Genomic DNA, 25463 nt, shown 5'->3' on the forward strand with positions numbered 1-25463 from the left:
GGATTGGAGCGGCGTGGCGCAGGGGTTAGAGTGTCTGTCTGAGTTCCTTGTGTTTCGGGTCCGGAATGTCGATGCGCACACTTTTCCCCCTTCTCGTCGGTGTCGTCCTGGCGGGTTTCTCCGGCCTCGCGGCGCAGGCCGCGCCGGCGCCCTTCTACAAATGGCAGAGCAAGCTCGACGGCCAGGTCGCCTGCATGCAGACCTCGCCGGGAGACGGCTGGGTCAGGCTCGACGGCCCCTACCGCGACCTCCGCTGCCGCGAACCCCTGCGCTGACCCCATGGAGCGCAGCCGACGGCTCGAGCGCAGCTGGCGCGGCAATGCCGAGGCCTGGGCCCGCGCCGTGCGCGAGGGACGCCTGGAAAGCCGCCGCCTGGCCACCGACGACGCGATTCTCCAGGCGCTGCGCCAGCGCGCGCCGCGGCGCCTGCTGGATATCGGCTGCGGCGAGGGCTGGCTGTGCCGGGCGCTGGCCGGCGAGGTCGGCGAATGCGTCGGCATCGACGCCTCGCCGGAACTGATCGAACTCGCCCGCGCGGCGGGCGGCGGTAGCTTCCGGCGCCTGGCCTACCGCGAGCTGGATGCGGCCTCGGGGCTCGGTCGTTTCGACGCCCTGGTGTGCAATTTCTCCCTGCTCGACGAAGACCTTGCCGGTTGCCTGGCGGCCTGGCCGGCTCTGCTGGAAAGCGGCGGCGAGTTGCTGATCCAGACCCTGCATCCCTGGGCCGCCGGCGACGAGGACTACCGCGACGGCTGGCGCGAGGAGCGCTTCGACGGTTTCGGCGAAGGCTTCCGCGACAGCATGCCCTGGTATTTCCGCACCCTGGAGTCCTGGCTGGCGCTGCTCGACGGCAGCGGCTGGCGCCTGCGGGGCCTGAGCGAAACCGTCCATCCCCGGCTCGGCAGGCCGCTGTCCCTGTTGCTGCGGGCGGGACTCGCCGAATGAAACCTTTCAGCCCCGCAATGGGCGTTGCAGAGCGCTTACGCCTTTGGTCCAGTTGCCCTGTCGCGGGGCATGACGGCCTCGAAATCTTGTGTAAAACTCCGGCCCGACCTCAGTTGTAGTCGACTCCCGCAATGCCCACGTTCGCTCCACGAGAGCGGACAGCCTCTTCCGGTGTGCAGTCCTGGAACCTATGACGCCCCGTCGTCGCCCGCTGTGCGGTATCGCGCAGGGGCCGCGCCGTTGGTGAAATCCGCTTCCCTACCCCGACCGTACGAGCGAGTCCGCAACTGATCTATCTCAATAACAAAATGAGGTTGTTCCCATGTCGTCTGTCGGCGAACAGAAGGTTCAAGACGGCTCCCTGAAGCGCGAGCTCGGTGAGCGACACATCCGCCTGATGGCGCTCGGCGCCTGTATCGGCGTCGGCCTGTTCCTGGGCTCGGCGAAGGCCATCCAGATGGCCGGCCCGGCCATCATGATCTCCTACATCCTTGGCGGCCTGGCGATCCTGGTGATCATGCGCGCCCTCGGCGAGATGGCGGTACACAATCCGGTGGCCGGTTCCTTCAGCCAGTACGCCAAGGATTACCTGGGCCCGCTGGCGGGCTTCATCACCGGCTGGAACTACTGGTTCCTCTGGCTGGTGACCTGTGTCGCCGAGATCACCGCCGTCGCCGTCTACATGGGCATCTGGTTCCCCGACGTGCCGCGCTGGATCTGGGCCCTGGCGGCCCTGGCGAGCATGGGCACGATCAACCTCATCGCGGTGCGTGCCTTCGGCGAGTTCGAGTTCTGGTTCGCCCTGATCAAGATCGTCACCATCCTGGCGATGGTGGTGGTCGGCATCGGCATGATCGCCTTCGGCTTCGGCAACGACGGCATCGCCACCGGCATCTCCAACCTCTGGGCCCACGGCGGCTTCATGCCCAATGGCATCCAGGGCGTGCTGATGTCGCTGCAGATGGTGATGTTCGCCTACCTCGGGGTGGAAATGATCGGCCTCACCGCCGGCGAAGCGCGTAACCCGACCAAGACCATTCCCAGCGCGATCAACTCGGTGTTCTGGCGCATCCTGCTGTTCTATGTCGGCTCGCTGTTCGTGATCATGTCGCTCTATCCGTGGAACGAGATCGGCACCCAGGGCAGCCCCTTCGTGATGACCTTCGAGCGCATGGGCATCAAGACCGCCGCCGGGATCATCAACTTCGTGGTGATCACCGCCGCGCTGTCGTCCTGCAACGGCGGCATCTTCAGCACCGGGCGCATGCTCTACAGCCTGGCCCAGCATCGCCAGGCCCCGGCCTTCTTCGGCAAGGCCTCGCGCAGCGGCGTACCGCGCCGGGCGCTGATCCTGTCGATCCTGGCGCTGCTGCTGGGCGTGTTGCTGAACTACCTGGTGCCGGAGAAGGTGTTCGTCTGGGTGACCTCCATCGCCACCTTCGGCGCGATCTGGACCTGGGCGATGATCCTGCTGGCCCAGTTGCGCTTCCGCAAGACGCTCAGCCCGGCCGAGTGCGACAAGCTGCAATACCGCATGTGGCTGTACCCGCTCAGTTCCTACCTGGCGCTGGCGTTCCTGGTGATGGTGGTGGTGCTGATGGCCTTCTTCGAGGACACCCGCATCGCCCTCTACATCGGCCCGCCGTTCATCCTGCTGCTGACCGTCCTGTACTACGCCTTCAACCTGGCGCCGAAGGAGCCTGCCGGCACCGGCTCGGTAAGCCGCGCGGCGTCCTGAGCGGTGTAGCGCCGGAAAAGAAAAGGGGCCTCGGACGAGGCCCTTTTTTCGTTGCGCCGATATCCGGTCCGGTGCATCCGGCGGATAACGCCGTTGGCGTTATTCGCCCTACCCAGGCTGGGGCATCAGCCCGCCAGCATGCTCAGCATCACCGCCGCCAGCAGGCCGACGTACACCCGCGCATGCAGCGCATCGGGAATCCGCCCGATCAGCGGGGTCGCCAGGCGGATGCCGAGCCAGCCGCCGCCGGCCAGAGTGGCGAAGGCCAGCAGGTCGATGTAGCCGACGAAGCCTCGGCCCAGGCCTTGCTCCTGGTAGCCGGCCAGGACCAGATAGGTAAGGGTGCCGCCAAGAGCCACCGGCAGGCTCAGCGGGTTGGCCATGGAGGTCGCCTGGGTCATGCTCAGCCCGCAGCGGCGCAGCAGCGGTACGGTCATCACGCTGCCTCCGACGCCGAGGAAGGTGGCGATCGCACCGATCAGCGTTCCGCCCAGGCGCGTCTCGCCGACACCCAGCGGCCGCGCCTGGCGCTCCTCGGCGCGGCTGAGGAAGCCGCGGCGCAACAGGCAGTCGAGGATGGTGATGGCGAGGTAGGCGACGAAGGCCAGGCGGATGAAGTCGCCGCTGGCCAGGCCGACCAGCGCCGCGCCGAGCACCGCGCCGACACCGATGTACGCGCCCAGCGGCCAGACATAGGCGCGCAGCAGGCTGCCGGCGCGCCGGTGGCGATAGGTGGCGAGGGCGGCGTTGACGATCATCACGCAGGTCGAGGTGGCCACCGCGACCTGCATGGCCGCCTGGGCCAGCGGGTCGTCGGCGGCGCGACCGAGTTGCAGCAGGTGATAGAGCAGCGGCACCACCACGAAGCCGCCGCCAAAGCCGAACAACACGGCGCTGACCCCGGTGAGGCAGCCGCAGAGAAAGAGCAGGAGATAGAACATGGCGGGTTTCCGGAACGAGAGCGGAAGGCCAGCTTAGGTGTCCCGGGGTTGGCCCGCTTCGCGAGGTTGGCCAATACTATTCGTGTTTCGGCCAGGTGCTTCGACCATGCGCAACGCTTCCATCGAGCAGTACGACGCCACGCCCCGGGCCGTGGTGGCCATGGGTACCGACTATCCCGACGGCTACCTGCTGCCGCGCCATCGGCACCGTCGCGCGCAATTGCTGTACGGTGCCAGCGGAGTGATGCAGGTGCGTACCGGCGACGCCGGCTGGGTGGTGCCGCCACAGCGCGCGGTGTGGATTCCGCCGGGCGTCGAGCATGAGGTGCGAATGCTCGGGGTGAGCACCCGCAGCCTGTACATCGAGCCCGGCAGCGCCACGGCGATGCCGGCGTACTGCCAGGTGCTGGCGGTGTCGCCGTTGCTGCGGCAACTGTTGCTGGCGGCGGTGGACATGCCCCTGGAATACGACACCGAAGGTCGCGACGGCGCGCTGGCGACGCTGTTGCTCCATGAGCTGGCGGCGGCCGAGACGCTGCCGCTGCACGTGCCCTTGCCGCCCGAGCCGCGCTGGCTGGCGCTTTGCGAGGCGTTCCTCGTCGAGCCCGACATCCGCGCCAGCGCCGAGCGCTGGGCCGGGCTGCTGCATACCAGCCTGCGCAGTTTCAACCGCACCTTCCGTCGCTACACCGGCCTCAGCTTCGGGGCCTGGAAGCAACGCGCCTGCGTGGTGCAGGCACTGGCGCGGCTGGCCGGCGGCGAAACGGTCACCGCCATCGCCCTGGACTGCGGCTACCAGAGCCCGGCAGCCTTCTCGACCATGTTCCGCCGGGTCCTCGGCCAGCCGCCCAGCGCCTTCCAGGCGGGCGCGCTCAGATCGCCAGGAGGTCCATGAAGCGGTTCACCGGCGTGGCTTCCAGTGACGCCTGGTGGCTGCACAGGTCGAAGATCCTTTGGCAGCGCTGCGGCGGGAAGCGCGTGGCCAGGTTGGCCTTGAACTTCTCCTGCAGCAGCGGAATGCTTTCGGCGCGCCGGCGGCGATGGCCGAGCGGGTACTCCACGGCGACCTGGCCGGTGCTGCTGCCGTCGTCGAAGAACACTTCCAGGGCGTTGGCGATGGAGCGCTTGTCCGCCTCCAGGTATTCACGGCTGTAGCGCGGCTCCTCGACGATCTCCATTTTCTCGCGCAAGCGGTCGATCAGCGGGTGGGCGGCGTGGAAGGCGTCCTCGTAGTGCTCGGCCACCAGGTCGCCGAAGATCAGCGGCACGGCGGTCATGTACTGCAGGCAATGGTCGCGGTCGGCGGGGTTGGCCAGCGGGCCGACCTTGGAAATGATGCGGATCGCCGACTCGTGGGTGGTGATGACGATGCGGCTGATCCGTTGCAGGCGGTCCTTCACCAGCGGATGCAGGCGCACGGCGGCCTCGGCGGCGGTCTGCGCGTGGAATTCGGCGGGGAAGCTGATCTTGAACAGCACGTTTTCCATCACGTAGCTGCCGTAGCCCTGGGGGAAGCTGAAGCGCCGCTTGTCCTCGGGCTTGGTCGCCAGGTCCTTGCTGGTGTGGCTGAACAGGACATCGTAGAAACCCCACTGCGGCGCGCTGAGCACGCCGGGGATGCCCATCTCGCCGCGCAAGGCGATGTCCGCCAGGCGTACGCCGCGGCTCGTCGCGTCGCCAGCGGCCCAGGACTTGCGCGAGCCGGCGTTCGGTGCGTGACGGTAGGTGCGCAGGGCCTGGCCGTCGACGAAGGCGTGGGAGAGGGCGGCCAGCAGTTGCTCGCGGTCGGCCCCCATCAGCTTGGCGCAGACGGCGGTGGACGCGACCTTGACCAGCAGCACATGGTCGAGGCCGACGCGATTGAACGAGTTCTCCAGGGCGATCACGCCCTGGATCTCGTGGGCCATGATCATCGCTTCCAGTACCTGGCGCATGCTCAGCGGCGCTTCGCCGTTGGCCAGGCGTTTCTGCGAGAGGTGGTCGGCGACGGCGAGGATGCCGCCGAGGTTGTCCGAGGGATGGCCCCACTCGGCGGCCAGCCAGGTGTCGTTGTAGTCCAGCCAGCGGACGATGCAGCCGATGTCCCAGGCGGCCTTGACCGGGTCGAGCCGGAAGGAGGTGCCCGGCACCCGCGCGCCGTGCGGGACCAGGGTGCCCTCGACCAGCGGGCCGAGGTGCTTGGTGCATTCCGGGAAGCGCAGCGCCAGCAGGCCGCAGCCGAGGGTATCCATCAGGCAGTTGCGGGCGGTGTCCAGGGCCTCCGCGGAATCGATGCGGTAGTCCAGCACGTAGTCGGCGATGTCCTGCAGGACGGCGTCGTAGTCGGGACGTTGGTTGAGATCGACGTTGGCACTCATCGCGTACTCCAGTGGTTCGTAAGTGGTGGGTTTCCTCTCGGGTCAGGCTGGTTCGGGGATGGTTTTTCTTGTCGTGGCTGCAAGACGCCCCGGCCTTTCGCGGTGGCGGAAGGCCGGAGCAAGGATAGGTCGGTTCAGAAGGCCTCGCCGGGTACGCGCACCCAGCCTTCCATGAGGATTCGCGCGCTGCGGCTCATGATCGCCTTGGTCACCGTCCATTCGCCGTTCGCCTGGCTGGCCTCGGCGCCCACTCGCAGGGTGCCGGAGGGATGGCCGAAGCGTACCGCGCTGCGTTCGCCGCCGCCGGCGGCGAGGTTCACCAGGGTGCCGGGAATGGCCGCGGCGGTGCCGATGGCCACCGCCGCGGTACCCATCATCGCGTGGTGCAGCTTGCCCATGGACAGCGCGCGGACCAGCAGGTCGATATCGCCGGCCGCCACCAGCTTGCCGCTGGCGGTGCGGTAGTCGCGGGGCGGGGCGACGAAGGCGATCTTCGGCGTGTGCTGGCGGGTCGCGGCTTCCTCGGGGGTCTTGATCAGGCCCATGCGCAGGGCGCCGGCGACGCGGATCCGTTCGAAGCGCGCCAGTTGCTGCGGGTCGCCGTTGATCTCTTCGCGCAGCTCGGTGCCGCGGTAGCCGATCTCCTCGGCATTGACGAACACCGTGGGAATCCCGGCGTTGATCATGGTCGCCTTGAAGGTGCCGACCCCCGGCACCTCCAGGTCGTCCACCAGGTTGCCGGTGGGGAACATGGCGCCGCCGTCCTCGCCGTCGTCGGACGGGTCGAGGAACTCCAGCACGATCTCGGCCGCCGGGAAGGTCACTCCGTCCAGTTCGAAGTCGCCGGTTTCCTGGACTTGGCCGCCGCTCACCGGCACGTGGGCGATGATGGTCTTGCCGATATTGGCCTGCCAGATGCGCACCTCGCAGATGCCGTTTTCCGGTATCCGCGCCGGATCCACCAGCCCGGCGTGCAGGGCGAAGGCGCCGGCCCCGGTGGAGAGGTTGCCGCAGTTGCCGCTCCAGTCGACGAAGGGCTTGTCGATGGAGACCTGGCCGTAGAGGTAGTCGACGTCATGGCCCGGCTGGCTGCTCTTCGAGAGGATCACGCACTTGCTGGTGCTGGAGGTGGCGCCGCCCATCCCGTCGATGTGCGCGGCATAGGGGTCGGGACTGCCGATCACCCGCATGAACAGCCGGTCGCGCGCCTCGCCGGGGACCCGGCAGGATTCCGGCAGGTCTTCCAGGCGGAAGAACACGCCCTTGCTGGTGCCGCCGCGTAGGTAGGTGGCGGGGATGCGGATCTGGGGGGGGTGGGCCATGCGTCGTCGTCCTCGGCAATCGAATTCAAGGGCAGCGGCTGCGTTCGACAGCCGCTGCCGGTCGTCGGCGGATGACGCTACGCGTCGCCCGTCCTACCAGGGTGTTTCGCCGGCGCCATCAGGCGCCGGCCGCCTCCAGGAAGTCCTGGGCGAAGCGTTGCAGTACGCCGCCGGCTTCGTAGATGGAGACTTCCTCGTCGCTGTCCAGGCGGCAGGTCACCGGCACTTCGAGCCGCTCCCCGTCGCGCCGGTGGATGACCAGGGTCAGGTCGGCGCGCGGCCGGCGAGCGCCGAGCACGTCGAAGGTCTCGCTGCCGTCGATCCCCAGGGTCAGGCGGGTGGTGCCCGGCTTGAACTCCAGCGGCAGCACGCCCATGCCGATCAGGTTGGTGCGGTGGATGCGCTCGAAGCCCTCGGCGACGATCGCCTCCACCCCGGCCAGGCGCACGCCCTTGGCCGCCCAGTCGCGCGAAGAACCCTGCCCGTAGTCGGCGCCGGCGACGATGATCAGCGGCTGCTTGCGCTCCATGTAGGTCTCGATGGCTTCCCACATGCGCATCACCTTGCCTTCCGGCTCGACCCGCGCCAGCGAACCCTGCTTCACGCTGCCGTCGGCGTTGCGCACCATCTCGTTGAACAGCTTCGGGTTGGCGAAGGTCGCGCGTTGCGCGGTGAGGTGGTCGCCGCGGTGGGTGGCGTAGGAGTTGAAGTCCTCCTCGGGCAGGCCCATTTTCGCCAGGTACTCGCCCGCCGCGCTGTCGGCGAGGATCGCGTTGGACGGCGACAGGTGGTCGGTGGTGATGTTGTCCGGCAGCACCGCCAGCGGGCGCATGCCGCGCAGGGTGCGTTCGCCGGCGAGGGCGCCTTCCCAGTACGGCGGGCGGCGGATGTAGGTGCTCGTCGGGCGCCAGGCGTAGAGCGGGTCGACCTTCTCGCGCTCGCCGTGGGTGATGTCGAACATCGGGATGTAGACCTGGCGGAACTGCTCGGGCTTCACCGCCGCCCTGACCACTGCGTCGATCTCCTCGTCGCTCGGCCAGAGGTCCTTCAGGCGGATCTCCTTGCCGTCCACCACGCCGAGCACGTCGCGCTCGATGTCGAAGCGGATGGTCCCGGCGATGGCGTAGGCCACCACCAGCGGCGGCGAGGCGAGGAAGGCCTGCTTGGCGTAGGGGTGGATGCGCCCGTCGAAGTTGCGGTTGCCGGAGAGCACCGCGGTGGCGTACAGGTCGCGCTCGACGATCTCCTGCTGGATCGCCGGGTCGAGGGCGCCGGACATGCCGTTGCAGGACGTGCAGGCGTAGGCCACCACGCCGAAGCCGAGGGCTTCCAGGTGCGGCAGCAGGCCGGCTTCGCGCAGGTATTCGGTGACCACCTTGGAGCCGGGTGCCAGCGAGGTCTTCACCCATGGCTTGCGGACCAGGCCGAGGCGGTCGGCGTTGCGCGCCAGCAGGCCGGCGGCGATCACGTTGCGCGGGTTGCTGGTGTTGGTGCAACTGGTGATCGCGGCGATGATCACCGCGCCGTCCGGCATCAGGCCCTCGGCTTCCTCGGCGCGGGCCCGCTCGAGGTTGCCGGCGATGCCTTTCGCCGCCAGTTCGCTGGTGGCGACCCTGGCGTGCGGATTGGACGGGCCGGCCATGTTGCGCACCACGCTGGACAGGTCGAACTTCAGTACCCGCTCGTACTCGGCGTCGACCAGGCTGTCGGCCCAGAGTCCGGCGGTGCGCGCATAGGCCTCCACCAGGGCGACCTGCTCGTCGTCGCGGCCGGTGAGGCGCAGGTAGTCGATGGTCTGCTGGTCGATGGCGAACATCGCCGCAGTGGCGCCGTATTCCGGAGCCATGTTGGAGATGGTCGCGCGGTCGCCGAGGGTCAGGCTGGAGGCGCCTTCGCCGTAGAACTCCAGGTAGGCGCCGACCACCTTCTGCTTGCGCAGGAACTCGGTCAGGGCCAGCACCACGTCGGTGGCGGTGATGCCCGGCTGGCGACGGCCGCTCAGCTCGACGCCGACGATGTCCGGCAGGCGCATCCAGGAGGCGCGGCCGAGCATCACGTTTTCCGCTTCCAGGCCGCCGACGCCGATGGCGATCACGCCCAGGGCGTCGACGTGCGGGGTATGGCTGTCGGTGCCCACGCAGGTATCGGGGAAGGCCACGCCGTCGCGCGCCTGGATCACCGGCGACATTTTCTCCAGGTTGATCTGGTGCATGATGCCGTTGCCCGGCGGGATCACGTCGACGTTGCGGAAGGCCTGCTTGGTCCAGTCGATGAAGTGGAAGCGGTCCTCGTTGCGGCGGTCCTCGATGGCGCGGTTCTTGGCGAAGGCCTCGGGGTCGTAGCCGCCGCATTCCACCGCCAGCGAGTGGTCGACGATCAGTTGCACCGGCACCACCGGGTTGACCTGGGCCGGGTCGCCGCCCTTGTCGGCGATGGCGTCGCGCAGGCCGGCGAGGTCGACCAGCGCGGTCTGCCCGAGGATGTCATGGCAGACCACCCGCGCCGGGTACCAGGGGAAGTCGAGGTCGCGCTTGCGCTCGACCAGTTGGCGCAGCGAAGCCTCCAGGGTCGCCGGGTCGCAACGGCGCACCAGGTTCTCGGCGAGCACGCGGGAGGTATAGGGCAGCTTGGCGTAGGCGCCGGGCTGGATCGCCTCGACCGCCTCGCGGGCGTCGAAGTAGTCCAGGCGGGTGCCGGGGAGCGGTTTGCGGTGTGCGCTGTTCATGGCTCGGACTCAATCACGGGGTGTTCGGAAGCGTGTCGCTCGCGCCGTGGCGCAGCCCACGCCGGCCTTTCGAATTCTGGGTGCGGCAACCGTCCGGCGCGCTCGCGTTCGGCGCGCCGGACGGCGTGGATCAGCGTTGCTCCAGCGGCACGAACGCGCGCTGCTCGACGCCGGTGTACTCGGCGCTCGGGCGGATGATGCGGTTGTTGGCGCGCTGTTCGAAGACGTGGGCGGTCCAGCCGCTGGTCCGCGAGCAGACGAATATCGGCGTGAACAGCTTGGTCGGGATGCCCATGAAGTGATACGCCGAGGCGTGGTAGAAGTCGGCGTTGGGGAACAGCTTCTTCTGCTCCCACATGGTCTTGTCGATGGCCTCGGAAACCGCGAACAGGACCTTGTCGCCGACCTCGTCGGCGAGCTGCTTCGACCAACCCTTGATCACTTCGTTGCGTGGGTCGGAATCCTTGTAGATGGCATGCCCGAAGCCCATGATCTTGTCCTTGCGCTCGAGCATCTTCAGCAGCTCGGCGGTGGCTTCCTGCGGCGAAGAGAAGCGTTCGATCAGTTCCATCGCCGCCTCGTTGGCGCCGCCGTGCAGCGGGCCGCGCAGCGAGCCGATGGCGCCGGTGACGCAGGAGTACAGGTCGGACAGGGTCGAGGCGCAAACCCGCGCGGTGAAGGTGGATGCGTTGAACTCATGCTCGGCGTAGAGGATCAGCGAGACGTTCATCACCTTCACGTGCAGCTCGCTGGGCTTCCTGCCGTGGAGCAGGGCGAGGAAGTGCCCGCCGATGGTCGGCTCGTCGCTGTTGCAGTCGATGCGCTGGCCTTCGTGGGTGAAGCGGTACCAGTAGGTCATGATCGCCGGGAAGGCGGCGAGCAGGCGGTCGGCGACGTCGCGCTGCTGGTCGAAGCTCAGCTCCGGTTCCAGGGTGCCGAGGACCGAGGCGCCAGTGCGCATCACGTCCATCGGGTGGGCGTCCTTGGGAATCCGTTCGAGAACTTCCTTCAGCGCCTGCGGCAGGTCGCGCTGGCCCTGGAGCTTCTTCAGGTAGGCGTCGAGCTGTTGCTTGTTCGGCAGTTCGCCGTAGAGCAGCAGGTAGGCGACTTCCTCGAAGATCGCCGCCGCCGCCAGGTCGCGGACGTCGTAGCCACGGTAGGTCAGGCCGGCGCCTTCCTGGCCGACGGTGGACAGGGCTGTCTGGCCGGCCACCTGGCCACGCAGGCCGGCGCCACTCAGTACTTTTGCTTCAGCCATTGCTCTCTCCTTTCTTGAATTTTTTCTGGATGCTGCAACTCGGTTTCACGGGGTTCGCGGACCGGCGCTCAGGCGCACGCCGGGCTCGATGCTCAGGCGTTCTTCTTCTGCGCGAAGAGCGCGTCGAGCTTCTGCTCGAAGCTGTGGTAATCGATGCGATCGTACAGCTCCATGCGGGTCTGCATGGTATCGATCACGTTCTTCTGGGTGCCGTCGCGACGGATCGCGGTGTAGACGTTCTCCGCCGCCTTGTTCATGGCGCGGAAGGCCGACAGCGGGTAGAGCACCAGGGACACGTCGGCGGAGGCCAGTTCGTCGGTGGTGAACAGCGGGGTGGCGCCGAACTCGGTGATGTTGGCCAGCACCGGCACCTTCACCGCGGCGGCGAACTCCTTGTACATGGCCAGTTCGGTCATGGCTTCCGGGAAGATCATGTCGGCGCCGGCCTCGACGCAGGCGCAGGCGCGGTCGATGGCGGCCTGCAGGCCTTCCACGGCCAGCGCGTCGGTGCGCGCCATGATCACGAAGGAGTCGTCGTTGCGGGCATCGACGGCGGCCTTGATGCGGTCGACCATCTCCTGCTGCGAGACGATCTCCTTGTTCGGCCTATGGCCGCAGCGCTTGGCGCCGACCTGGTCCTCGATATGCATCGCGGCGGCGCCGAACTTGATCATCGACTTCACCGTGCGGGCGACGTTGAACGCCGAGGAGCCGAAGCCGGTGTCGACGTCCACCAGCAGCGGCAGGTCGCAGACGTCGGTGATCCGGCGCACGTCGGTGAGCACGTCGTCGAGGCCGCTGATGCCCAGGTCCGGCAGGCCCAGGGAACCGGCAGCGACGCCGCCGCCGGACAGGTAGATGGCCTTGAAGCCGGCGCGCTTGGCCAGCAGGGCGTGGTTGGCGTTGATGGTGCCGACCACCTGCAGCGGGTGCTCGGTGGCCACGGCTTCGCGGAAGCGCTGGCCGGGGGTAAGGGACGTCTGGCTCATCACGGACCTCTTAGACGGTGGAGGAAGCGGAGGCGAGCTTCGCCGGCTGGGGTTCCAGCTGGCGCTCGATATTGCGGCGCGACGCACTGATGTGGCGGCGCATCAGCAGCTCGGCCAGTTCGCCGTCACGGTCGGCGATGGCGTCGAGAATGCGGTGGTGTTCGGCGAAGGCCTGGCGCGGCCGGTTCGGTGTGGTCGAGTACTGGATGCGGTACATCCGCACCAGTTGGTAGAGCTCGCCGCAGAGCATGCGGGTGAGGGTGGCGTTGCCGCTGCCCTGGATGATCCGGTAGTGGAAGTCGTAGTCGCCTTCCTGCTGGTAATAGCCGCGCCCGGCCTGGAACGCCTCGTCGCGCTCGTGGGTGTCGAGCACCCGGCGCAGTTCGTCGATCTCGGCCTGGCTCATGCGCTCGGCGGCCAGTCGGCAGGCCATGCCTTCCAGGGACTCGCGGATCTCGTAGAGTTCGATCAGCTCGGCGTGGCTCAGCGACACCACCCGCGCCCCGACATGCGGCACCCGCACCAGCAGGCGCAGGCCTTCCAGGCGGTGGATCGCCTCGCGCAGCGGGCCGCGGCTGATGCCGTAGGTGCGCGCCAGCTCCGGCTCGGAGATCTTGCTGCCCGGCGCGATCTCGCCGCTGACGATGGCGCTCTGGATCTTGCGGAAGACGTGTTCCGACAAGGTCTCGCCGTCGTCATGGGCAATTTCGAGAGGGGGCGGGTTCTGGGTCATGGTACTGGCTGTCCAGGTAGATGTGTCGACAATGTTTGCGAAAGCTACCGCCTGGATTGCGTGGGGTCAATCATTCGTCGCTTGATTGTCGACAATCGTCTAATGCATCGCTGGTCTATGCTTTCCCCTCCAGCCGCTGTGCCAGGAGAGAGTTTCGTGGGCATCTATGACCGTTACGTGTTGCCGCGCCTGATCGACTTCGCCTGCGGCATGGGCGACGTGATGAAGCAGCGTTCGCTGCTGGTGCCGCGCGCCCATGGGCGGGTGCTGGAGATCGGTCTGGGCACCGGGCTCAACCTGGGCTTCTACGACGCGGCGAAGGTGTCGGCGATCGTCGGCGTCGACCCGGCCGCGCAAATGCAGGCGCTGGCCCGCGAGCGCGCGGCGCAAATCGGCATCCCGGTGGAAATGGTCGCCCTCGAGCTTGGCGAGATCCGCGCCGAGGCGGAAAGCTTCGACACCATCGTCTGCACTTTCACCCTTTGTTCCATCGCCGCGCCGCTGCCGGCGCTGGGCGAGATGCGTCGGGTGCTGAAGCGTGGCGGCGAATTGCTGTTCTGCGAGCACGGGCGCGCGCCGGACGCCTCGGTGCTGGCCTGGCAACGGCGCCTGACGCCCTGGTGGAAACCGCTGGCCGGCGGTTGTCACCTGGACCGCGACATGCCGGCCTTGCTGCGCGAGGCCGGCTTTCGCATCGACGAGCTGGAACAGGGCTACCTGCCCGGGCCGCGGCCGATGACCTACGTCTACCGCGGCGTCGCGCGCTGAATCCGGGCGGCGCTCAGAGCGCCTTGGGCAAGGGCGCGAACAGCGCGTCGATATCGGCCTCGTCGAGCTTCCAGCCGTCGCCGTTGCCTTCGCTGAACAGGCCGTCGGCGAGGGCGGCCTTTTCCTGCTGCAGGTGCTGGATCTTCTCTTCCACCGTGCCGCGGGCGATCAGCCGGTAGACGAACACCGGCTTGTCCTGGCCGATGCGGTAGGCGCGGTCGCTGGCCTGATTCTCCACCGCCGGGTTCCACCAGGGATCGTAGTGGATCACGGTGTCCGCCGCGGTCAGGTTGAGGCCGACCCCGCCTGCCTTCAGGCTGATCAGGAACACCGGCACCTTGCCGCTCTGGAAGCGCTGTACCGGGGCGCGGCGGTCGCGGGTCTCGCCGGTCAGCAGGACGTAGTCGACGCCGCGCTGGCGCAGGGCGTCCTCGATCAGCGCGAGCATCGAGGTGAACTGCGAGAACAGCAGGACCCGGCGACCCTCGGCGATCAGTTCGTCGAGCATGTCGAGCAGGTAGGCCAGCTTGCCCGAGCTGAGCGCCCGGCCGCTGCGCGCGCCGTCTTCCTGGCGTTGCAGCAGGCGCGTGTCGCAGCAGACCTGGCGCAGCTTGAGCAGCGCCTCGAGGATCACGATGCGGCTGCGCGCCAGGCCGCGCCGGGCGATCTCCTCGCGGACCTTGCGGTCCAGCGCCAGGCGCACGGTCTCGTAGAGTTCGCGTTGCGCCTCGCTGAGTTCGACGAACTGGGTGAACTCGCTCTTCGGCGGCAGTTCCGAGGCCACCTGTTCCTTGGTCCGTCGCAGCAGGAACGGCCGCAGGCGCGCGGCCAGGTGGCTGAGGCGTGCCTCGTCGCCGTGCTTCTCGATCGGCGTGCGGTAGTCCTGGGCGAACTGGCGGGCGTCGCCGAGCCAGCCGGGCATCAGGAAATGGAACAGCGACCAGAGTTCGCCGAGGTGGTTCTCCAGCGGCGTGCCGGTCAGGCACAGGCGATGCCGTGCCGCCAGCTCGCGGGCGGCGACGGCGGCCTTGGTGGTGGCGTTCTTGATGTTCTGCGCCTCGTCGAGGATCAGCAGGTGGAACCGCCGCTTGCCCAGCTCGGCGGCGTCGCGTGGCAGCAGGGCATAGGTGGTCAGCACCAGGTCGTGCTCGTCGATGCGGGCGAAGTCGCGGCGCCGGCCGGCGCCGTGCAGGGCCAGCACGCGCAGATCGGGGGCGAAGCGCTCGGCCTCGTCCAGCCAGTTGGGGATCAGGCTGGTGGGCATCACCACCAGCGCCGGCGTGTCGAGCCGCCCGGCCTGCTTTTCCAGGAGCACGTGGGCCAGCGACTGCAAGGTCTTGCCCAGCCCCATGTCGTCGGCCAGCACGCCGCCGCTGTCGAGTTCGCGCAGGGTCTGCATCCAGCTCAGGCCTTCGAGCTGGTAGGGCCGCAGTTCGGCGCGCAGGCCTTGCGGCGGGGTCGCCGGACGAGCCTGGAAACTGCGTAGGCGGCGGGCGAAGTCGCGCAGGTTGTCGCCGCCTTCCCAGGCCAGCGGCAACTCGTCGAGATCGGCCAGGCGCGCCGCGTCCGGCGCGCCCAGGCGCAGCTTGCGCTGCGGTTCGGGGTCGCCCAGGTAGAAGTCGGAAAGCGTCGCCAGCACCGGCTTCAGGCGGCCGAAGGGCAGCGCCACGCGCAGCGGCGGGTTGAGTTCCAGGCGCAGCACCAGTTGCTCTTCGTCGGCGTGCCGGGCGAGGGCGCGCGGATCGAGCAGGGCCGGGCTGCGGCGGATCAGCTCGGTCAGAGCCGGCAGCAGGCTGACCCGCTGTCCGGCGACCTGGATGCCCAGTTCCAGCTCGAACCACTGGCGGTCGTCGGCTTCCTCGACCTCGGCGTACCAGGCGTCGATGGGCGTCAGGTCGTAGGCGAAGTCGGCGCGGATGTCGATGAACCAGCCCTGCTGGCGCAGGCGCGGCAGGTCGTCCTGCATGAAGTGCAGCCAGGCGTTGTCGCCGGGCAGTTCGAACATCTCGCCGGCGCTTTCCTCGAGCGCGTCGCTGCGCCGGGTCGCCGGCTTGAAGCCGAGGCGGCGCAGGGTCTCGCGGTATTCCTGCTCGTGCGCCGGACGCCGTTCTATACGCCGCTGGGCCACCCGTGGCTCGCTGCCGGGACGCCCGGAAACCGCCTCGCCGGCATAGATGAAGGCCAGCGCCGCGCGGTGCCGGGAAATGCTCTGCATGCGTCCGCTGCGCAGGTCGTAGCCGCTGTGCACGTGGCTGCCGAGGGTCAGCCGCGCATACGGCCGGGCCGGGTCGATGGCCAGGCTGAGCTGGGTGTCTGGGGCGGAGGGTGAAGTCATCCGGTATGTCCTTCGGCGGAACCAGCCGAAACCGCAAACAGCCGATATTACCAAGCTCGACGCGCTTGCGCAGAGCGGAGATGGACGTATGGCGAGGCGGGCGGGGACGGCGGGATACGACCCGCTCTCGTCGGACCCCGGCAATCCCAGGCGTGCCGCGACCTGGCGGTCGTCCGGAGCAAGTACAAATGCGAACGTAATTGAGATACAGTCGCAAACCTTCCGAATCGACGACCGCCTCGCCACCCGCGAGCGCGGCGTCGCCGTGCCAGCCAGACGAGGTAGCGACGATGCAAGGCCCTGTTTCCACCCGGGACGCCGCCCCATGACCAGCCAGGCCCTGGCCGGCGGACTATCCGTCACCGGCCGCATCCTCGTCGCGGTCCTGCTTGGCTACGCGCTGGCCTATGCGGTCACCGCCTGCCTGAGCATCTACCTGCCGCTGCCGCGTCCCGACCGGGTCTCGTTCGGCAGCCTCGGCTGCTTCGCCGTGTGGGTCGCGGCCATCGTCTACGCCTTCGCCGCGCGCAGCGCCTGGCGCGCCTGCTGGGTGCTGGCGCTGGCCAGCCTGGCGCTGGGCGGCCTGGCCTGGCTCGGCCTCGACTACGGAGCGCGTCCATGAACCTGCGTCAATCGATGTCCGGCCTGCATACCTGGTCGGGGCTGCTGGTCAGCTGGCTGCTGTTCGTCATCGTCTTCGCCGGCAGCCTGGCCAGCTTCGACAAGGAGCTGACCCGCTGGATGCAGCCGGACCTGCACCTGCCCGGCGCGCAGTCGCTGGGCGCCGACCAGGTGCGCGACTGGTTGCGCCAGCGCGCGCCCGATGCCCATGCCTGGTGGATGCTGCCGCCGAGCGAGCGGGCGCCCTACTGGAACGCCGGCTGGGAGCCGCGCGACGGTAGCGAGTTCAAGGTCTTCCAGCTGGACGCGGTGAGCGGCCAGCCGCTGCCGAAGACGGTCGGCGGCGAGTTCTTCTTCACCCTGCACTACGACCTGCACGCCGGCATGGTCGGCCTGTACATCGTCGGCATCGCCGGGATGCTGATGCTGGTGGCGCTGGTCAGCGGGACCATCGTGCACCGGCGGATCTTCAAGGACTTCTTCACCCTGCGCCCGCAGGCGGCGCGGCAGCGCGCCTGGCTCGACGCGCACAACGTGCTGGGGGTGATCGGCCTGCCGTTCCACCTGATGATCGCCTACACCGGCCTGGTGATCTTCATCGTCTACTACATGCAGGCGGGCCTGCAGGTGGTCTACCAGAACGATGGCGAGCGCTTCTTCCATGAAGTGCAGGGCTCCTACGAACGCGAGGAAGTCGGCCGCCCGGCGGGGCCGCCGGCGTCCATCGACGGCCTGATCGTCGAGGCCGGCAAGGTCTGGGCCGACGGCGGCGCGCCGGGCTGGATCAGCGTCCACCATCCCTATGACGAGGCGGCCACCGTGGACATCCGCCGGCGCGACGCCTCGCGCATCCTCGACGACCAGCGCACGGTCAACTTCGATGCCTCCAGCGGCGAACTGCTGCATGCCCAGCCGTCCTATGCGCCCGGCTACGCCACCTACGGCTGGCTGACCGGCCTGCACATGATCCAGTGGGGCGGCCAGTTGGTGCGCTGGATGTACCTGTTGCTCGGGCTGTCCGGGGCGATGATGATCTTCGGCGGGTTGCAGGTCTGGCTGGCCAAGCGCGAGGTCCGCGGCAGTCGTGGCGTTGGTCTGGTGCGGGCGCTGAACCTGGCGGTCTGCGGCGGCCTGCCGCTGGCCAGCCTGGCGCTGCTGTGGGGCAACCGCCTGCTGCCGACGCAACTGGCCGGCCGCGACACCTGGGAGATCCGCGTGTTTTGCGCCAGTTGGGCGCTGGTCGCGCTGTGGGCCATCGTCCGCCGCAACAGCGGGACCCTCGGTCGCACGCAACTGCGCCTCGCCGCCGTGCTGGCGCTGGGCCTGCCGCTGCTCGGCCTGCTGCGTAGCCCGGAAGGCAACCTGCTGGCCAGCCTGCAGCGCGGCGACTGGGTGCTGGCCGGCGTCGACCTCAGCCTGCTGGGCCTTGGCCTGCTCTGCGCCTGGCTAGGTTGGCGACGTCGGCAAGCGTCGAGCAAGCCCGCCCGGCGACGCCTGAACGTCCAGGAGGTGGCCTGATGCTGCTGGTCTTCGGCCTCAACCTGCTGGCCTTCACCGCTCTCTGCCTGGCCATGAACCGCCACCACAAGAACCTCCTCGGCCACCAGCCGTCGGCTTCCCGGGTGCTTCTGCTACGCGGCGTGGCGCTGCTCGACCTGGGCCTGGCGCTGGCCTTCTCGATCCACCGGCAGGGCGTGGAGATCGGCATCGTCTTCTGGTCCTGCCTGCTGATGCTGGCGGCCGGCACGCTGGTCCTGCTGCTCGCCTGGCGGCCACGCTGGGCATTGCCTTGCGCCGCCGGAGTGCCGTTGCTCGGCGGGGTGCTGGCGCTGCTGCGCTGAAGGGCGCGCCGCCCATCCGTGCCTCGGGGGCGGCCCGGTCCAGCGTCTATGCTGGTGGTCGTGCTTTCCCCCGGAGGTATGCGCCATGCACACGCCCGCCAGCAACACCGTCGCCAGCGTCATTCCCTGCCTGCGTTACCGCGATGCGCCGGCCGCCATCGACTGGCTGTGCCGGACCTTTGGCTTCCAGCGCAAGCTGGTGGTGCCCGGCGAGGACGGACAGGTGCTCCACGCCGAGTTGACCTACGCCAGCCCGAACGGCGCCAACGGCATGCTGATGCTCGGTTCGAGCGTCCGCGACAACGCCTACGGTCGGCTGATGCGGCACGTCGACGAAGCCGGCGGCAATACCCAGAGCCTCTACCTGGTGGTCGCCGATCCCGACGCCCTGTTCCGCAGCGCCCAGGCCGCCGGCGCCGAGATCGTCATCGACATCAAGGACGAGGACTACGGCGGTCGCGGCTTCACTTGCCGCGATCCGGAGGGCCACGTCTGGAGCTTCGGCAGCTATGATCCCTGGGCATGAGGCCCCGTCCATTCACCACAGGAGACGCTGCATGAAAACGCTCACGCTGATCGATGGCCAGGAGGTCGCCGCCATCGGCCAGGGTACCTGGCATATCGGCGAGCAGCCCGGCGAACGCAAGCGCGAGGTCGCGGCGCTGCGCGAAGGCATCGAGCTGGGGATGACGCTGATCGATACCGCCGAGATGTACGCCGAGGGCGGCGCCGAAGACGTGGTCGGCGCGGCTATCGCGGGACGCCGCGAAGAGGTCTTCCTGGTCAGCAAGGTCTACCCGCACAACGCCAGCCGCAAGGGCCTGCCGGCGGCCTGCGAGCGCAGCCTGCGCCGGCTCGGTTGCGAAACCATCGACCTCTACCTGCTGCACTGGCAGGGCCGGTATCCGCTGGAGGAAACCATCGAAGCCTTCGAGCGGTTGCGCGACCAGGGCAAGATCCTGCGCTGGGGCGTGTCCAACTTCGACCTGGGCGACATGTACGAACTGGACGGCAGCGCCTGTGCCGCCAACCAGGTGATGTACAACCTGGAGGAACGCGGTATCGAATACGACCTGCTGCCCTGGTGCCAGGAGCGCGGCATGCCGGTGATGGCCTACTGTCCGGTGGGGCAGGGCGGCAGGCTGCTACGGCACCCGGCGCTCGGCGAGATCGCCGCGCGCCACGACGCCAGCAGCGCCCAGGTCGCCCTGGCCTGGCTACTGGAGCAGGGGGTGATCGCGATCCCGAAGGCGGTGACGTCCGCTCACATCCGCCAGAATGCGGCGGCGGCCGACCTGGAACTGAGCGCCGACGACCTGCGGGCGCTCGACCAGGCGTTCCCGCCGCCTACCCGCAAGCGAAACCTGGCGATCGTCTGAGTGGAGTACGGGAGAAACGGCCTGCGCTTGTTTCCCCTGGCCACGGGAATATGACGAAGTTGCCGAGGAAATATTTAAAAAGGAATAAGTAAATATTTATTTCCTGCGTGGGAACTTTCTTCAACTTAACCTGTATTTTTCGCTGTCCCACAAAAAAGCCCCGTCGGGGACGGGGCTTTTCCTTGCATTCGCGCTGATGCTTGCATGATTCAGGCAGCCAGTGTTTTCTTGCGAACTCGATTGATCACTTCTTCCATTTTGCCGGAGTCGTCGTACTGCTCCGGATACAGGCGCTCGCTGTGGCAGGCCACGCCATGCTGGTCAACGATGGTGAAACTGAAGTTTCCTTTACGAGTTGCCTGGATCAGGCAGTCGAACGGCGCAAATGCGGCGGTTAGGGTGCGAATTGCATCCTGAGTACGATGTTGAATAGACATATTCTTATGTTCCTTTACTTTCACGCTTATGGAGCAGCGTATATTGCAAATGTTCCCGCTCCGTGACAGTGCCAAGAAAGCTTTGTGTCGGGGGAACGTACTGGTTATGCCGGCTTTTTTCGAAAAGAGCAAGCTGGCAGTTCAGGTACTAATCAGAGGATCGATTGGCAGGAAAGTTTCCAGGCCAGGATCCTGATCAATCTGCGGGTGGTATTGCGGGACGCCGGTCTTCCCATCGGCCCTGCGTGGCAGGGGATTGCTTCAGAAGAGTGGCGACCGAAGAACCATCGGAAGGCTGTAACCCTGATGGTAGAGCCCTTTTCATCTGTGGGCCCGGTCGTGGGGTAAAGCCTGATTGACTTTCAGTTTGGTACGCAGTCCCGGATTCTATGTCTTTCGACGAAGAAAGGCCAGGACATTTTTTGAGCAGATGTCGTCCCGGCGGCGGGAATGTTTGAGCATTTGTTTCGGCGGACGCCTGCCAACCGGGCAAAGGTTATGGGCCTGGCGTCGGCGGCGCGTGGCAGGATTGCCGTTCCATCGCCGCGCCGAGGTTATCCATGCCGTCGCCCGCTCGCACGCTGCTCGTGGCCTTCGTGTCCGCCTGGTTCCTGCTGGGTGGGCTGGGCCATTTCGTCTTCACCGATTTCTTCGTCGGCATCGTCCCGCCCTACGTGCCCTGGCCGCTGGCGGCGGTGTGGGTCAGCGGGGTCTTCGAACTGCTCGGCGCCGCCGCCCTGCTGGTGCCGGCATGGCGCCGGCTGGCGGCGTGCGGGCTGTTCATCCTGACCCTCTGCGTGACCCCGGCCAACCTCTACATGTGGCAGCACCCCGACCTGTTCCCATCCTTCCCGCCGACGCTGCTGGCCGCTCGCCTGGCGCTGCAGGCGTTCCTCCTCGGCTGCATCCTGGCGCTGATGCTGGCGCGGGACGAGGCGCCGCTGGCACAACGCTAGGCGCAGGCGAAAAAAAGCCACTGTGCGGGGGTGGACAGTGGCCGGGAATGCCAGGAGATGGAGGAGCAATCGGACCTGGCGTGGATAGAGTAGTAGCCGCTCTGTCGAGGGTCTGTATGGCTATTGGTGAACTTTGTGAAGAAGTGCAAAGTAGAGCGGCCAACGGACGAACGGTGTTGCACGCGGCGGGACGCTCGCGGTAGTTTTTTCCCATGATCACGTTTCCCGTGGTCGCCCTCGAAGCCCGGCCCCAGCGCCGGGCTTCGTCGTTTCCGCCCGCCGCGCAACCGGACGCAGCGGGCGGCGACCGGTGCGAAAGGCTCTGGGGTGCGCCCGCACGGCGTCCGGCCAACTTAAAGTTCGGTTGTGCCGGGTGCTGTCATAACGCCATCGTTCAGTGGCCTCGGTGAGCCCCCGTACCCCCAGTTCGCTGGGGCTTGCCTTTGGTGTATCCCTTTTGCCCGGCCGCGTGCCGGGCTTTTTTATGCCCGGTCTTCTTCCTTCCGGTTTAGCCGGGGCCCGCGTTTCCTTGGCCGGCCCCTGAACCTCATCGCTGCATCGACGTCCCTAGCTACAGGCGAGCCTGTGGCCGGGGGCTTTCCATCATCCGCAAAAAGGTGAAAACCATGCTGACCATCGACTACAACAGCTATCGCACCACTACCCCCTACGGCAAACGCGTGCGCTTCCTGGTGCTGCACTACACCGCGCTCGACTTCGCCGCCTCGGTCAAGGCGCTGACCACCGGCGCCGCCAGCGCCCACTACCTGATCCCGGCGCCGCACGACCCCAGCTACAAGGCCGCCGGCTTCAAGGGCCAGCGCATCTTCAACCTGGTCGCCGAGGAAGACCGCGCCTGGCACGCCGGCGTCAGCGGCTGGGCGCGCCGCGACAACCTCAACGACACTTCCATCGGCATCGAGATCGTCAACCTCGCCCGCGACGACGACGGCGTGTTCACCTTCCCCGACTACGAGCGCTCGCAGATCAACGCACTCAAGCAACTGGCGAAGAACATCCTGCAGCGCTACCCGGACATGACCCCGAAGAACGTGGTCGGCCACTCCGACATCGCCGTCGGGCGCAAGTCCGACCCGGGTCCGAAGCTGCCCTGGAAGGAACTCTACGAGGCCGGTATCGGCGCCTGGTACGACGACGCCACCCGCGATCGCTATCGCGAAGGCTTCGAGCGCGACGGCCTGCCGCCGCGCGCCGACCTGCTGGAGGCGTTCCGCCTGTACGGCTATGCGCTGCCGGCGACGGTCGACGACGCCTACTTCGCCAGCCTGCTGCGCGCCTTCCAGATGCATTTCCGCCCGGAGAACTACGACGGCGCGCTGGATGTGGAGACGGCGGCGATCCTCTACGCTCTGAACGAGAAATACCCGGCCTGAGCCATTAACCGCGAGCGGCCGCCCGATGCGGCGGCCGCTCCCTTGCCCACCCCCATGGAGGACTTGCCATGACTGCCGTCGCACAGGTCGTCGCCAAGGCGGAAATGCTGATCCGCCGCCCCATCGCCGAGGTCTTCGAAGCCTTCGTCGATCCGGCCATCACCGCCAGGTTCTGGTTCAGCCGCGGCGATGCCCGCCTCGAAGCCGGGAAACGGCTGCGCTGGCACTGGGACATGTACGGGGTTTCCCAGGAAATCGAAGTGAAGGACCTGCAGACGAACCGCCGCATCCTCATCGAATGGCCGAATGGCGACAGCAACCCTTCCCAGGTGGAGTGGCTGTTCGAGGAACTGCCCGGCGCCGGGACCTTCGTCAGCATCCGCAACAGCGGTTTCGTTGGCACCCCGGAAGAAGTCATCCCGCGGGTGGTCGACGCCACCGAAGGTTTCACCCTGGTGCTGGCCGGACTCAAGGCCTGCCTGGAGCATGGCATCGCCTTGAACCTGGTGGCCGACCGTTTTCCCCGCGGCCTCGATGGCTGAGCATTGCCTGAGTGCGCGTCCCGCACCGCGCAGCGTGCCTTCAGGCAATGCTCAGCCGAACGCGAAGTCGGCCAGCAGTTGCAGGTTCAGGCCGACGATCGCCAGCGCTACCGCCCAGGCCAGCCACCGGGTCCCGGCGCCGATCGCCAGCGGGCCCATCAGGCGCCGGTCAGAAACGAACTGTAGCAGCGGGATCACCGCCAGCGGCAACTGCATCGACAGGATCACCTGGCTGAAGATCAGCAGCCGCGCGGTGCCGTCCTCGCCGTAGAGCAGGGTCACCAGCAGCACCGGCAGCACCGCGACGCCCCGGGTCAGCAGGCGCCGCGCCCAGGGCGCCAGGCGCAGGCGGAGGAAGCCCTCCATGACGATCTGCCCGGCCAGGGTGGTGGTGACCGTCGAGTTGAGGCCGGACGCGAGCAGCGCCACGGCGAACAGCAGCGAGGCGAGTTCCAGGCCGAGCAATGGCGAGAGCAGCGCGTGGGCCTGCTCGATATCGACCACTTCGGTGTGCCCGTTGCGGTGGAACACGCTGGCGGCGACGATCAGGATCGCCGCGTTGACCAGCAGCGCAAGGGTCAGCGCCAGGCTGCTGTCGGCCACCGCCCAGCGCAGCGCCTGGCGCTTGCCGGCAAGGCTGCGCGGGTAGGCGCGGCTCTGCACCAGCGAGGAATGCAGGTAGAGGTTGTGCGGCATGACGGTCGCGCCGACGATGCCAATCGCCAGGTACAGGGCAGCCGGGTCGCTGAGCACTCGCGGGCTCGGCAAGAACCCTTGGAGCACCTCGCCGAGTTCGGGGCGCGAGAGCAGCAACTGTACCGCGAAGCAGGCGAAGATCAGTGTCAGCAACGCCACCACGAAGGCCTCCAGCGGCCGCTGGCCACGTCCGATCAGGACCAGCACCAGCAGCGCGTCGCCCACGCAGAGCAACGCGCCCCAGGCCAGCGGCAGGCCGAACAGCAGCTTCAGGGCGATGGCGGTGCCGATCACCTCGGCCAGGTCGCAGGCGATGATCGCCGTCTCGCAGGCCAGCCACAGCAGGCGGCAGGTGCTCGGCGAGTAGCGTTCGCGGCAGGCCTGGGCCAGGTCCAGGCCGCTGGCGATGCCCAGGCGCGCGGACAGCGCCTGCAGCAGCATCGCCATCAGGCTGGAGAGCAGGATCACCGAGAGCAGCAGGTAGCCCAGCTGCGCGCCGCCGGCGACGTCGGTGGCCCAGTTGCCCGGGTCCATGTAGCCCACCGCGACCAGGTAGCCGGGGCCGGCGAAGGCCAGCAGGCGGCGCCACCAGTGGCCGCCACCGGGGACTTCGACCGGTTGTGCGCGACCGGGCTCGGCGGCCTGGGTGGCCGGGGTATCCTTCGCGGACATGACGAAGCTCCTGCCGGACGCGTGCCGGCGCTGCGCGCCTTTCCCGGCGCGCCGTAGCGCGCGGGTTGGGCGAGCGGTTCAGGGGCAGGAAGTAGGAATTCGGTCAGGCCGAGGCCGCCAGTTGCCGGTGCAGGTCCGGCAGGTCGCTGGCGATCAGGTCCCAGTCCTGCTCGGCGGCGAGGTCCTGGGTCTGGCCGGGGCCGTATTCCAGCGGCCGGGCGATGAACGCGGTCTTCAGGCCGAGGGCGCGCGCGGCCTTGAGGTCGTAGTTGTGCGCCGCGCAGAGCATCACCTCCTGCGGCGGCAGGTCGAGCAGGCGGCAGGCGCCGAGGTAGACCTGCGGGTCGGGCTTGTAGTGGCCGAACAGGTCGGCGCACAGCAGCATGTCCCAGGGCAGCCCGGCGTGCCGCGCGACGTCGAGCATCAGCGCGGTGTTGCCGTTGCTCAGCGCGGCGAGCCAGTAGTCGGCCTTCAGCGCGTGCATCCCGGCGAGCGTGTCCGGCCACGGCCGCAGGCGGTGCCAGAAGCCAGTGATACGTTGCAGCAGGGCCTCGTCCAGCGCCAGGCCGAACTCTCCGGCCAGGGCCTCGAGACTCTGCCGGTGCAACTGGTCGAGGTGCTGCCAGGGCGCCTGGCCGTTGCGTACCCGGTCCATCGCCGGCTTGTATTGCTGGCGCCAGCGGTCGGTCAGTTCCACGCAGGGCAGGGTTCCGCCGAGTTCGCGCTCCAACGCCTGGAACTGCTCGATCAGGCTGGAACGCCAGTCCACCAGGGTACCGAACACATCGAACAGGATCGCGCGCATCGTGCCTCC

Annotated in this window: 24 protein-coding genes; 13 read left to right on the forward strand and 11 right to left on the reverse strand. The window is 67.9% G+C overall.

Annotation, left to right across the window (positions count from 1 at the left end):
• Positions 1 to 65 precede the first annotated feature (65 nt).
• The 3 genes from HMPREF2924_RS17730 (at position 66) to HMPREF2924_RS17740 (ending at position 2683) form a co-directional block, all read left to right on the forward strand.
• Entirely contained in the window at positions 66 to 275 is a 210-nt protein-coding gene (locus HMPREF2924_RS17730; RefSeq protein ID WP_009875978.1) for a hypothetical protein, read from the forward strand.
• Positions 276 to 279: 4 nt separating this feature from the next.
• Positions 280 to 945 (forward strand): class I SAM-dependent methyltransferase, encoded by a 666-nt coding sequence (locus HMPREF2924_RS17735; RefSeq protein ID WP_003140921.1) that lies wholly within the window; start codon positions 280 to 282, stop codon positions 943 to 945.
• 322 nt (positions 946 to 1267) lie between these two features.
• Positions 1268 to 2683 carry an amino acid permease gene (locus tag HMPREF2924_RS17740; protein ID WP_003140920.1) on the forward strand — a complete coding sequence of 472 codons (1416 nt, stop codon included), beginning with the start codon at positions 1268 to 1270 and terminating at the stop codon, positions 2681 to 2683.
• Positions 2684 to 2808: 125 nt separating this feature from the next.
• Here HMPREF2924_RS17740 and HMPREF2924_RS17745 read toward each other — a convergent pair whose 3' ends face one another.
• On the reverse strand, positions 2809 to 3624 hold the full coding sequence (locus HMPREF2924_RS17745; RefSeq protein ID WP_003085615.1) for a sulfite exporter TauE/SafE family protein: 816 nt from the start codon (positions 3622 to 3624) through the stop codon (positions 2809 to 2811).
• 106 nt (positions 3625 to 3730) lie between these two features.
• On the opposite strand from HMPREF2924_RS17745, the gene HMPREF2924_RS17750 reads away from it, so the two are divergent.
• A complete protein-coding gene (locus HMPREF2924_RS17750) occupies positions 3731 to 4519 on the forward strand; it encodes an AraC family transcriptional regulator (RefSeq protein ID WP_003109751.1) in 789 nt (262 codons plus the stop codon).
• Here HMPREF2924_RS17750 and prpD read toward each other — a convergent pair.
• The 6 genes from prpD to HMPREF2924_RS17780 form a co-directional block, all read right to left on the reverse strand.
• Entirely contained in the window at positions 4497 to 5981 is a 1485-nt protein-coding gene (prpD, locus tag HMPREF2924_RS17755; protein ID WP_003140919.1) for a 2-methylcitrate dehydratase, read from the reverse strand. The two genes, HMPREF2924_RS17750 and prpD, sit on opposite strands and share 23 nt — an antisense overlap.
• A 134-nt stretch (positions 5982 to 6115) precedes the next feature.
• Entirely contained in the window at positions 6116 to 7303 is a 1188-nt protein-coding gene (gene prpF, locus HMPREF2924_RS17760) for a 2-methylaconitate cis-trans isomerase PrpF (protein WP_003109749.1), read from the reverse strand.
• A gap of 118 nt (positions 7304 to 7421) precedes the next feature.
• The gene (gene acnD, locus HMPREF2924_RS17765; RefSeq protein WP_003085627.1) at positions 7422 to 10028 is read right to left on the reverse strand and encodes a Fe/S-dependent 2-methylisocitrate dehydratase AcnD; all 2607 of its coding nucleotides are present in this window, start codon (positions 10026 to 10028) and stop codon (positions 7422 to 7424) included.
• 130 nt (positions 10029 to 10158) lie between these two features.
• On the reverse strand, positions 10159 to 11286 hold the full coding sequence (gene prpC / locus HMPREF2924_RS17770) for a bifunctional 2-methylcitrate synthase/citrate synthase (RefSeq protein WP_003085628.1): 1128 nt from the start codon (positions 11284 to 11286) through the stop codon (positions 10159 to 10161).
• Between the two features lie 92 nt (positions 11287 to 11378).
• Positions 11379 to 12275: a methylisocitrate lyase gene (gene prpB, locus HMPREF2924_RS17775; RefSeq protein WP_003085630.1), complete on the reverse strand. Its 897-nt coding sequence runs from the start codon at positions 12273 to 12275 to the stop codon at positions 11379 to 11381.
• 10 nt (positions 12276 to 12285) lie between these two features.
• A complete protein-coding gene (locus HMPREF2924_RS17780; RefSeq protein WP_003085635.1) occupies positions 12286 to 13008 on the reverse strand; it encodes a GntR family transcriptional regulator in 723 nt (240 codons plus the stop codon).
• A gap of 117 nt (positions 13009 to 13125) precedes the next feature.
• Between HMPREF2924_RS17780 and HMPREF2924_RS17785 the strand changes: the two genes are divergently transcribed.
• Complete coding sequence (locus tag HMPREF2924_RS17785) at positions 13126 to 13776, forward strand: class I SAM-dependent methyltransferase (RefSeq protein WP_003118644.1); 651 nt, start codon at positions 13126 to 13128, stop codon at positions 13774 to 13776.
• 13 nt (positions 13777 to 13789) lie between these two features.
• Here HMPREF2924_RS17785 and HMPREF2924_RS17790 read toward each other — a convergent pair whose 3' ends face one another.
• Positions 13790 to 15781 (reverse strand): DEAD/DEAH box helicase, encoded by a 1992-nt coding sequence (locus tag HMPREF2924_RS17790; protein WP_003140910.1) that lies wholly within the window; start codon positions 15779 to 15781, stop codon positions 13790 to 13792.
• A gap of 655 nt (positions 15782 to 16436) precedes the next feature.
• On the opposite strand from HMPREF2924_RS17790, the gene HMPREF2924_RS36075 reads away from it, so the two are divergent.
• The 5 genes from HMPREF2924_RS36075 to HMPREF2924_RS17815 all read left to right on the forward strand — a co-directional run bounded on the left by HMPREF2924_RS36075 (position 16437) and on the right by HMPREF2924_RS17815 (position 19952).
• The gene (locus tag HMPREF2924_RS36075) at positions 16437 to 16733 is read left to right on the forward strand and encodes a DUF3649 domain-containing protein (RefSeq protein ID WP_003085639.1); all 297 of its coding nucleotides are present in this window, start codon (positions 16437 to 16439) and stop codon (positions 16731 to 16733) included.
• A complete protein-coding gene (locus tag HMPREF2924_RS17800) occupies positions 16730 to 18250 on the forward strand; it encodes a PepSY-associated TM helix domain-containing protein (RefSeq protein ID WP_016253809.1) in 1521 nt (506 codons plus the stop codon). The genes HMPREF2924_RS36075 and HMPREF2924_RS17800 overlap by 4 nt, the downstream gene beginning before the upstream one ends.
• Positions 18250 to 18573 carry a DUF3325 domain-containing protein gene (locus tag HMPREF2924_RS17805; RefSeq protein WP_004364132.1) on the forward strand — a complete coding sequence of 108 codons (324 nt, stop codon included), beginning with the start codon at positions 18250 to 18252 and terminating at the stop codon, positions 18571 to 18573. Before HMPREF2924_RS17800 ends, HMPREF2924_RS17805 begins: the two co-directional genes overlap by 1 nt.
• 85 nt (positions 18574 to 18658) lie before the next feature.
• The gene (locus HMPREF2924_RS17810) at positions 18659 to 19099 is read left to right on the forward strand and encodes a VOC family protein (protein WP_003085641.1); all 441 of its coding nucleotides are present in this window, start codon (positions 18659 to 18661) and stop codon (positions 19097 to 19099) included.
• Between the two features lie 31 nt (positions 19100 to 19130).
• Entirely contained in the window at positions 19131 to 19952 is an 822-nt protein-coding gene (locus tag HMPREF2924_RS17815; RefSeq protein WP_003109743.1) for an aldo/keto reductase, read from the forward strand.
• Positions 19953 to 20161: 209 nt separating this feature from the next.
• Here HMPREF2924_RS17815 and HMPREF2924_RS17820 read toward each other — a convergent pair whose 3' ends face one another.
• Positions 20162 to 20389: a hypothetical protein gene (locus HMPREF2924_RS17820; RefSeq protein ID WP_003085644.1), complete on the reverse strand. Its 228-nt coding sequence runs from the start codon at positions 20387 to 20389 to the stop codon at positions 20162 to 20164.
• A 560-nt stretch (positions 20390 to 20949) separates the two neighbouring features.
• Here HMPREF2924_RS17820 and HMPREF2924_RS17825 point away from each other — a divergent pair.
• The 3 genes from HMPREF2924_RS17825 (at position 20950) to HMPREF2924_RS17835 (ending at position 23281) form a co-directional block, all read left to right on the forward strand.
• Positions 20950 to 21345, forward strand: a complete 396-nt coding sequence (locus HMPREF2924_RS17825; protein WP_004364129.1) for a DoxX family protein — start codon at positions 20950 to 20952, stop codon at positions 21343 to 21345.
• 626 nt (positions 21346 to 21971) lie between these two features.
• Positions 21972 to 22739, forward strand: coding sequence for an N-acetylmuramoyl-L-alanine amidase AmpDh3 (gene ampDh3, locus HMPREF2924_RS17830; RefSeq protein WP_003114198.1), 768 nt, complete (start codon positions 21972 to 21974; stop codon positions 22737 to 22739).
• A 68-nt stretch (positions 22740 to 22807) separates the two neighbouring features.
• The gene (locus HMPREF2924_RS17835) at positions 22808 to 23281 is read left to right on the forward strand and encodes an SRPBCC family protein (protein WP_003085649.1); all 474 of its coding nucleotides are present in this window, start codon (positions 22808 to 22810) and stop codon (positions 23279 to 23281) included.
• Between the two features lie 51 nt (positions 23282 to 23332).
• On the opposite strand, the gene HMPREF2924_RS17840 is transcribed toward HMPREF2924_RS17835, so the two are convergent.
• Together HMPREF2924_RS17840 and HMPREF2924_RS17845 are read right to left on the reverse strand one after the other, a co-directional pair.
• Complete coding sequence (locus tag HMPREF2924_RS17840) at positions 23333 to 24649, reverse strand: Nramp family divalent metal transporter (RefSeq protein WP_003109741.1); 1317 nt, start codon at positions 24647 to 24649, stop codon at positions 23333 to 23335.
• 103 nt (positions 24650 to 24752) lie between these two features.
• The gene (locus HMPREF2924_RS17845; RefSeq protein WP_003116497.1) at positions 24753 to 25454 is read right to left on the reverse strand and encodes a haloacid dehalogenase type II; all 702 of its coding nucleotides are present in this window, start codon (positions 25452 to 25454) and stop codon (positions 24753 to 24755) included.
• Positions 25455 to 25463 lie beyond the last annotated feature (9 nt).

Source organism: Pseudomonas sp. HMSC063H08, from assembly GCF_001813645.1.
GTDB classification, from domain to species: Bacteria; Pseudomonadota; Gammaproteobacteria; order Pseudomonadales; family Pseudomonadaceae; genus Pseudomonas; species Pseudomonas aeruginosa.